A 9,231-nucleotide genomic window follows, 5' to 3' on the forward strand; every position below is an offset into this window, starting at 1 on the left:
GGGGGGGGGGGGGGGGGGGGGCGCGAGGAGCGAGTGTGGGGGGTGGGGCTCCACCACTGGGGGGGGGTGTGTCGGGCGTGCTCGGCCCCCCACGGCCCCGCCGATCAGCATCCCGAGCAGGCTCGGCGGCATCTGGCTCGCCGTCGAACCCAGGCCGCACAGCGCAGTCAAACAGCCGAACACGATGGCCGTGGTCCTGATCCCCTGGCCGCCGGTCGGGAACGCGAACGCGAGCCCGCCCAGCACGAGGAACACACCGAAGCCGGCCGTGGCCCGCCCGGCCGCCTCGCCGCCCGCCATCGCACCGAAGACCACGATCAGGCAGTCCGAGCCCCGCTGCGACGAACGAGAGCACCTGGGCCGCGCGGACGCTGCCCGGCATCCGCACCGGCGCCTGCGGGTACCCGTTGTATCCAGCCGGGGCCTGCGGGTACCCGGAGTATCCGGGGCCGCCGGGGTACGGGGCATAGCCGAGCTGTCCGGGGCCGCCGGGGTATCCGGGATCGCCGGGGTAGGTCACGTAACTGCCGTCGGGCCGGCGACCGGAATGCGGAGCTGCCGGACCACCGTAGGTCTGGTGGGCAGGCGCCGAGGGATACGGCTCGTGGCCGGGCACGGGTGCCATCGGCTGAGCGGTCGCCGGGTCGCCCGGTGCGGAATTCGGTACGGCGGGATGGTGTTCGGGGCCGGTCAACGGCTGTCCTTTCCGAGTGGATCATCGGGAGACGGCAGCACAGATCGATTCCGGCAGAAAGCCCCCCGCGCACTATTCAAGATCATCGGTGCGCGCGCGTCATTTCGAGGGGAGCCGATGTCCGGAGCGCGACCGTCCTGTCGGACATGCTCGCTAGGCTGGACACGTGGCAGATCCCGCGACGTACCGGCCGGCGCCGGGCACGATTCCCGTCGAACCCGGTGTGTACAAGTTCCGGGACGTGCACGGGCGGGTCGTCTATGTCGGCAAGGCCAAGAGCCTGCGCAGCCGGTTGAACTCCTACTTCGCCGATGTGTACTCGCTGCATCCGCGGACCAGGCAGATGGTGACCACGGCGGCCAGCGTCGAGTGGACGGTGGTGTCCACCGAGGTGGAGGCCCTGCAGCTCGAATACAACTGGATCAAGGAATTCGATCCGCGATTCAACGTCCGCTACCGCGACGACAAGACCTATCCGGTGCTGGCGGTGACGCTGAACGAGGAGTATCCGCGCCTGTTCGTCTACCGCGGCGCCCGCAAGAAGGGCGTGCGCTACTTCGGCCCCTACGCCCACGCCTGGGCGATCCGCGAGACACTCGACCTGCTGCTGCGCGTGTTCCCCGCGCGCACCTGCTCCAACGGAGTCTTCAAGCGGCACAGCCAGATCGGGCGTCCCTGCCTGCTCGGCTACATCGACAAGTGCTCGGCGCCGTGCGTCGGCCGGGTCACCGCCGACGAGCACAGCCAGATCGTCGACGACTTCTGCGACTTCCTCTCCGGCAAGACCGACAAGATGGTGCGCGCGCTGGAACGGCGCATGCACGAGGCCGCCGACGACCTCGACTTCGAGACCGCGGCGCGCCTGCGCGACGACGTGCAGGCCCTGCGCCGCGCGCTGGAGAAGCAGGCGGTGGTACTCGGCTCCGGCACCGACGCCGACGTGATCGCCTTCGCCACCGACGAACTCGAAGCCGCCGTCCAGATCTTCCACGTCCGCGACGGCCGCGTGCGCGGTCAGCGCGGCTGGGTGGTCGACAAGTCCGGGGACGCGCTCGACGTCGCCGAATCCGGCACCGAACTCGCGGCGCTGGTCGAACAGTTCCTCACCCAGTTCTACGGCGAACAGGCCGCCATGGCCGAGCAGAACGCCGACGGTGATGTCGTCGTGGTTCCGCGTGAGGTGCTTGTCCCCGAATTGCCCGCCGACGCCGAGGAGATCCAGGACTGGCTCAGCAGGCTGCGCGGTTCCGCGGTCTCGCTGCGCGTCCCGCAGCGTGGCGACAAGAAAGCGCTCGCCGAGACCGTGCAGCGCAACGCGGGGGAGGCACTGGCCCAGCACAAACTGAAGCGCGCGGGCGACCTGACCTCGAGATCACAAGCGCTGCAAGACATCCAGGACTTCCTCGACCTGGACAGCGCGCCGCTGCGGATCGAGTGCGTCGACATCAGCCACGTCCAGGGCACCGACGTCGTCGCCTCGCTGGTGGTGTTCGAAGACGGCCTCGCTCGCAAATCCGACTACCGCCACTACGCGATCAAGGAGGCCGCGGGCGATGGCCGCTCCGACGACGTCGGCAGCATCGCCGAGGTGACGCGCCGCCGCTTCGCCAGGCTGGCCCGCGACCGTCAGCAGGTCGTCGACGTCGAGATCGACGAGACCGACGAGCCGGCCTCGCGCCCCGGCGTCGACCCGACCACCGGCAAACCGCGCCGCTTCGCCTACCCGCCCAACCTCTACGTCGTCGACGGCGGCGCGCCCCAGGTCGCCGCGGCCGCCGAAGTACTCGACGAACTCGGCATCACCGATGTCGCGGTGATCGGCCTCGCCAAGCGGCTCGAGGAGGTATGGGTGCCGGGCGAGCCCGACCCGGTGATCATGCCGCGCAACAGTGAAGCCCTCTACCTGCTGCAACGGGTGCGCGACGAGGCACACCGCTTCGCGATCACCTTCCACCGCAGCAAGCGCTCACGGCGCATGACGGCATCGGCGCTTGACTCGGTGCGTGGACTCGGCGAGACGAGGCGAACCGCGCTGGTCACCCACTTCGGCTCGGTCGCCCGTATCAAGGACGCGACTGTCGAAGAGATCACATCGGTGCCGGGTATCGGCGTCTCCACGGCGAAAGCGGTGCTGGAAGCACTGAACAGCCCGTAGCCGGAGACGGGCGCGGATCACAGGACGCAAGATTGCGAGTGCCGTACGTTGTGTGTCTGCGCCCGATACCCGAGCCGGTGCGGGATGATCGAAAGGCACCCAGAAACGGATCCGGTAGGACATGACACGCGTCGAATCGAACAACAATGCGGGGGAGGTACCCGGACAGACCGGGTCGGCCACCGAAAAACAGCAACCAGTAGAAGTGGTCATCGTGACCGGCTTGTCCGGCGCGGGCCGCGGCACCGCCGCGCGCGTATTGGAGGATCTCGGCTGGTACGTCACCGACAACCTGCCGCCCGAACTGATCGGGCGGATGATCGAGCTCGGCGCCGCCGCCGAACCGCCGATCCGGCGCCTGGCGCTGGTCATGGACGTGCGCAGCCGGTTCTTCACCGGTGACCTCTCCGGCGTCACCGAGCAGCTACGCTCGGCGGGCATCCGGACCCGAGTGCTGTTCCTCGAAGCCTCCGACGACGTCCTGATCCGGCGTTTCGGCTTCGCCAGGCGCAGGCATCCGCTGCAGAGCGACAGTCCCGACGGCACCCTCTCGGCGGGCCTGACCGCGGAGCGGGTCCGGCTCGCCGCGGTGAAGGCGGCGGCCGACGTCGTCATCGACACCACCGAGCTGTCGATCCACCAGCTGCACCGCAAGCTGGAGGAGGTGTACGGCGCAGGCGCGCCCGCCGCGCTGCAACTGACCGTGCAGTCGTTCGGATTCAAGTACGGTGTTCCACTCGACGCCGACATGGTGTTGGATGTGCGATTCCTGCCCAACCCGCACTGGATTCCCGAGCTGCGGGAACACACGGGCCAGGAATCGGTGGTCAGCGACTACGTGTTGTCGAGGCCGGGCGCGCAGGACTACCTGCAGACCTGCCACCATCTCGTCGACCTGACCACGACCGGATACCGCCAAGAGGGGAAGCGATACATGACGGTGGCAGTGGGGTGCACCGGCGGCAAGCATCGCAGTGTCGCGATCGCCGAGGCGCTCGGCGAACGCATCGGCGCCGATACCGGGCACACTGCCGTGGACGTCGTCCGCGTCGTGCACCGGGATCTGGGGCGCGAATGAGTGGATGGGAAGCCGACCCGGCCGTCGTCGCGCTGGGCGGCGGACACGGGCTGTATGCGACCCTGACGGCGGTACGCAGACTGACCAGGCGCATCACCGCGGTCGTCACCGTCGCAGACGACGGCGGGTCATCGGGCAGGCTGCGCGCCGAACTGGGCATGCTGCCGCCGGGTGACCTGCGGATGGCGCTGGCCGCGCTCGCCGAGGACGCCGACGGCGTCTGGGCGACGACGGTGCAGCATCGTTTCGGCGGAACGGGCGCGCTGGCCGGTCACTCGGTCGGCAATCTGATCCTGGCCGGGCTCACCGATGTCCTCGGCGACCCGGTGGCCGCGCTCGACGAGGTGGGCAGGCTGCTGCGGATCATCGGCCGGGTGCTGCCGATGTCACCGATCCCGCTCGACATCGAGGCCGAAGTCTCGGGCCTGGAAGCGGATCCGCGGATCGGGCGGTGCGTGCGCGGTCAGGTTGCGGTGGCGACCACGCCGGGTAAGGTCCGGCGGGTGCGGCTGATTCCGTCCGATCCGCCTGCCAGCCCCGAGGCGACCTCGGCCATCGAACACGCGGATGTCGTTGTGCTGGGCCCTGGTTCGTGGTTCACCAGCGTCATTCCGCATGTCCTCGTGCCGCAACTGCACGAATCGCTGGTGCACACCAGGGCGCGCAAGGTGCTCGTGCTGAACCTGGCCGCCGAGCCGGGGGAGACGGCCGGCTTTTCGGCGGAACGTCATCTGCATGTATTGTCCCAGCACGCACCGGATTTCGCGGTCGACGACGTGCTCGTCGACTCGGCGTCGGTGCCCGAGGGGCGGCAACGGGAACATGTGGCAAGAGCCGCCGAACAGTTGCGCGCACGGGTAACGTTCAGCGATGTCGCCGAGCCGGGAACGGATCGGCATCATCCCGGAAAACTAGCCGCCGCACTGGATCAGCTGATCCGGCAGCCGCGGTCGCAACTGGCAGGGCTTCGAGTCGAGGGACGGCACACGGGATCGGATGTGCGTTCCGGGTCGGTGGGAAAGGAGCGCGTCTCGTGGCGATGACAGCCGAGGTGAAGGACGAGCTGAGCAGGCTCGTGGTGTCGCAGGTCAGCTCGCGCAAGGCGGAATTGTCGGCCTTGCTGCGGTTCGCCGGTGGTCTGCACATTGTCGGGGGCCGGGTGATCGTCGAGGCAGAGGTGGACATGGGGTCCATCGCGCGGCGGTTGCGCCGGGAGATCTTCGAGCTCTACGGGTACGGCTCCGATGTGCACGTGCTCGGCGCGGGCGGGTTGCGCAAGACGTCCCGCTACGTCGTGCGGGTGTCGAAGGAAGGCGAGGCGCTGGCGCGCCAGACCGGCTTGCTCGACGTGCGCGGACGACCCGTGCGTGGACTGCCCGCCCAGGTGGTCGGCGGCAGCATCGGTGACGCCGAAGCGGCCTGGCGCGGTGCGTTTCTCGCGCACGGTTCGCTCACCGAGCCGGGGCGTTCCTCGGCGCTCGAGGTGAGCTGCCCCGGCCCGGAGGCGGCATTGGCGCTGGTCGGCGCGGCCCGGCGGCTCGGCATCACCGCCAAGGCGCGCGAGGTCCGCGGCACCGATCGGGTGGTGGTGCGTGACGGCGAGGCGATCGGCGCGCTGCTCACCCGGATGGGCGCGCAGGACACCAGGCTCACCTGGGAGGAACGCCGGATGCGCCGCGAGGTGCGGGCCACCGCCAACCGGCTCGCCAACTTCGACGACGCCAACCTGCGCCGGTCGGCGCGGGCGGCCGTCGCCGCGGCGGCGCGGGTGGAGCGGGCGCTGGAGATCCTCGCCGACGACGTGCCGGACCATCTGGCCGCCGCGGGCAAGCTGCGTGTCCAGCACCGGCAGGCCTCGCTCGAGGAGCTCGGTCAGCTGGCCGAACCGCCGATGACGAAAGACGCTGTGGCCGGACGGATCCGGCGCCTGCTGTCGATGGCGGACCGGCGGGCCAAGGACCTCGGCATCCCCGACACCGAATCGGCGGTGACGGCGGAACTCCTCGACGACGCGTAGGGGGCGTTCGCCGCTCGCTGTGGTGAATCCGACGTTTAGGGCAGAGCGGTCATGCGTGACCGCTCTGCCCTTTATTCTGGGGTTCCTGCAGGCCGGGGGCAGGGACCTCACAAATCACAGGTGGCTGTCGTGAAGTTCGGAGACGGCTACTAGTGTGGTGACGGTCGGAATGAATCCGCTTGAAAGCTGAGGAGCGATAACGTGACTGTCCGGGTAGGTATCAACGGCTTCGGTCGTATCGGACGAAACTTCTTCCGTGCGGTGGAGGCGCTGAAGGCTGTCGGCAAGACCGATATCGAGATCGTCGCGGTCAACGACCTCACCGACATCAACACCCTCGCCACGTTGCTGAAGTACGACTCCATTCTGGGTCGGCTGCCGCAGGACGTCTCCGTCGACGGCGACACCATCGTGGTCGGCGAGCAGCGCATCAAGGCGCTCGCGATCAAGGAGGGCCCCTCGGCACTGCCGTGGGCCGACCTGGGTGTCGACGTGGTCGTCGAGTCGACCGGCATCTTCACCGCCGCCGAGAAGGCCAAGGGTCACCTGTCCGCCGGCGCCAAGAAGGTCATCATCTCCGCGCCTGCCACCGGCGACGACATCACCATCGTGATGGGCGTCAACGACGACAAGTACGACGGCAGCCAGAACATCATCTCCAACGCCTCGTGCACCACCAACTGCCTCGGCCCGATCGCGAAGGTCCTGCACGACTCGTTCGGCATCGAGCAGGGTCTGATGACCACCATCCACGCCTACACCCAGGACCAGAACCTGCAGGACGCGCCGCACAAGGATCTGCGTCGCGCCCGCGCCGCGGCCCTGAACATCGTGCCGACCGGCACCGGCGCCGCCAAGGCCATCGGCCTGGTGCTGCCCGAGCTGCAGGGCAAGCTGGACGGCTACGCGCTGCGCGTTCCGGTCCCGACGGGCTCGGTCACCGACCTGACCGCGACGCTGACCAAGGCCGCCACCATCGACGAGATCAACGCCGCGATGAAGGCCGCCGCCGAGGGGCCGATGAAGGGCATCCTGAAGTACAACGAGGACCCGATCGTGTCGAGCGACATCGTCACCGACCCGCACTCCTCGATCTACGACGCGCCGCTGACCAAGGTCATCGGCAACGAGGTCAAGGTCGTGTCCTGGTACGACAACGAGTGGGGCTACTCGAACCGCCTGGCCAACCTGGTCGATCTCGTCGGCAAGTCGCTCTGAGCCCGATGACAGTCCAAACACTGCAAGATCTGCTGGCCGAGGGTGTCGAGGGCCGGGGCGTACTCGTGCGCTCCGACCTGAACGTTCCCCTCGACGACAATGGCCAGATCACCGACCCGGGCCGCATCATCGCCTCGGTGCCGACCATCCAGGCGCTGGTCGAGGCCGGCGCCAAGGTGGTCGTGATGGCCCACCTGGGTCGCCCCAAGGGCGAGCCCGACGCCAAGTTCTCGCTGGCCCCCGTTGCCGCGAAACTGGCCGAGCTGCTGGGCCGCAACGTCCAGCTCGCCGGTGACGTGGTCGGCTACGACGCGCTCTCGCGCTCGGAAGGCCTCACCGACGGCGACGTGCTGCTGCTCGAGAACGTGCGTTTCGACGCGCGCGAGACCAGCAAGGACGACGCGGAGCGGGCCAAGCTGGCCGCCGCCTACGTCGAGCTGGTCGGCGACGACGGTGCGTTCGTCTCCGACGGTTTCGGTGTGGTGCACCGCAAGCAGGCCTCGGTCTACGACGTCGCCGAGGTGCTCCCGCACTACGCGGGCACCCTGGTGGCCGCCGAGGTCGAGGTGCTGCAGAAGCTCACCCAGGACCCGGCCCGCCCGTACGCGGTGGTGCTCGGCGGCTCCAAGGTCTCCGACAAGCTCGCGGTCATCGAGGCGCTGGCCCCCAAGGTCGACACCCTGGTGATCGGCGGCGGCATGTGCTTCACCTTTCTTGCCGCACAGGGCCTTTCGGTGGGCACCTCGCTGCTGCAGGACGAGATGATCGACACCTGCAAGTCGCTGCTCGAGCGCTTCGGCGACGTGCTGCACCTGCCGGCCGACATCGTGGCGGCCGACAAGTTCGCGCCCGACGCGGACGCCAAGACCGTCGCGTCGACTGAGATCCCCGACGGCTGGATGGGTCTGGACATCGGCCCCGAGTCGGTGTCGCGGTTCGCCGCGCTGCTGACCGAGGCCAAGACGGTGTTCTGGAACGGCCCGATGGGCGTGTTCGAGTTCGAGAAGTTCGCCGCGGGCACCCGCGGGGTGGCCGAGGCCATCGTGACCGCCACCGGTAAGGGCGCGTTCACGGTCGTCGGCGGTGGCGACTCGGCGGCTGCCGTGCGCACGCTCGGCCTGCCCGACGACGGTTTCTCGCACATCTCCACCGGTGGTGGCGCGTCCCTGGAATACCTGGAAGGCAAAGAGCTGCCCGGTATTTCGGTGCTGGAGGGCTGAGCGATGGCAGCACGTAAGCCGCTCATCGCGGGCAACTGGAAGATGAACCTCAACCACCTCGAGGCCATCGCGCTGGTGCAGAAGGTGGCCTTCGCGCTGCCGGAGAAGTACTTCGCGAAGGTCGACGTGTCGGTGATCGCGCCGTTCACCGATCTGCGCAGCGTGCAGTCGGTGGTCGAGGGCGACAAGCTCCTGCTCACCTACGGTGCGCAGGACGTGTCGGTGCACGACTCGGGCGCCTACACCGGTGAGATCAGCGGGTCGATGCTGGCCAAGCTGGGCTGCGCCTTCGTGGTGGTCGGGCACTCGGAGCGTCGGCAGTACCACAACGAGGACGACGCGACCGTGCTGGCCAAGGCCAAGCAGGCGCTGAAGAACGAGATCACCCCGATCGTCTGCATCGGTGAGGGTCTGGGCGTCCGCGAGGCGGGCACGCATGTCGAGTACAACCTCGAGCAGCTGCGTGGTTCGCTGAAAGGCCTGACGGCCGAGCAGATCTCGCAGATCGTCATCGCCTACGAGCCGGTCTGGGCGATCGGCACCGGCAAGGTCGCCTCGGCGGCCGACGCGCAGGAAGTCTGCGGCGCGATCCGGGGCGAGCTGGCCGAGCTGGCCTCCCCGGAGGTCGCCGCGGGTGTCCGCGTGCTCTACGGCGGGTCGGTCAACGCCAAGAACGTCGGCGAGCTGGTCGGTCAGCCCGACATCGACGGCGCACTGGTCGGCGGTGCCTCGCTCAAGGCGGACGAGTTCGCCACCCTGTCGGCGATCGCCGCGGGTGGGCCCCTGCCCTGATCGGGTAGATATCCATCGATAGGGCGGGGGCCCGAGGGGGGGTTTGCGCGCGAGGGG

Annotated in this window: 7 protein-coding genes and 1 pseudogene; 7 read left to right on the forward strand and 1 reads right to left on the reverse strand. The window is 68.9% G+C overall.

The genetic code is table 11. The features are described 5' to 3' along the window. Nucleotides 1–315 (reverse strand): annotated as a pseudogene (locus tag ACFWPJ_RS12490) (hypothetical protein); the annotation flags it as partial. 545 nt (nt 316–860) lie between these two features. On the opposite strand from ACFWPJ_RS12490, the gene uvrC reads away from it, so the two are divergent. The 7 genes from uvrC (at nt 861) to tpiA (ending at nt 9,174) form a co-directional block, all read left to right on the forward strand. Further along, nucleotides 861–2,849, forward strand: a complete 1,989-nt coding sequence (uvrC, locus tag ACFWPJ_RS12495) for an excinuclease ABC subunit UvrC (protein WP_378850174.1) — start codon at nt 861–863, stop codon at nt 2,847–2,849. A 121-nt stretch (nt 2,850–2,970) separates the two neighbouring features. After that, nucleotides 2,971–3,927: an RNase adapter RapZ gene (gene rapZ / locus ACFWPJ_RS12500; RefSeq protein WP_378850177.1), complete on the forward strand. Its 957-nt coding sequence runs from the start codon at nt 2,971–2,973 to the stop codon at nt 3,925–3,927. After that, on the forward strand, nt 3,924–4,970 hold the full coding sequence (yvcK, locus tag ACFWPJ_RS12505) for a uridine diphosphate-N-acetylglucosamine-binding protein YvcK (protein ID WP_378850180.1): 1,047 nt from the start codon (nt 3,924–3,926) through the stop codon (nt 4,968–4,970). Before rapZ ends, yvcK begins: the two co-directional genes overlap by 4 nt. Then, nucleotides 4,961–5,944: a DNA-binding protein WhiA gene (gene whiA / locus ACFWPJ_RS12510; protein WP_067493655.1), complete on the forward strand. Its 984-nt coding sequence runs from the start codon at nt 4,961–4,963 to the stop codon at nt 5,942–5,944. The genes yvcK and whiA overlap by 10 nt, the downstream gene beginning before the upstream one ends. Nucleotides 5,945–6,145: 201 nt before the next feature. Continuing rightward, nucleotides 6,146–7,162, forward strand: coding sequence for a type I glyceraldehyde-3-phosphate dehydrogenase (gene gap, locus ACFWPJ_RS12515; protein WP_189023567.1), 1,017 nt, complete (start codon nt 6,146–6,148; stop codon nt 7,160–7,162). Between the two features lie 5 nt (nt 7,163–7,167). Next, nucleotides 7,168–8,382 (forward strand): phosphoglycerate kinase, encoded by a 1,215-nt coding sequence (locus ACFWPJ_RS12520; protein ID WP_378850183.1) that lies wholly within the window; start codon nt 7,168–7,170, stop codon nt 8,380–8,382. Between the two features lie 3 nt (nt 8,383–8,385). After that, nucleotides 8,386–9,174: a triose-phosphate isomerase gene (tpiA, locus tag ACFWPJ_RS12525; protein WP_378850185.1), complete on the forward strand. Its 789-nt coding sequence runs from the start codon at nt 8,386–8,388 to the stop codon at nt 9,172–9,174. Nucleotides 9,175–9,231 lie beyond the last annotated feature (57 nt).

The organism is Nocardia sp. NPDC058497 (assembly GCF_042720195.1).
In the GTDB taxonomy this organism is placed as follows: Bacteria; Actinomycetota; Actinomycetes; order Mycobacteriales; family Mycobacteriaceae; genus Nocardia.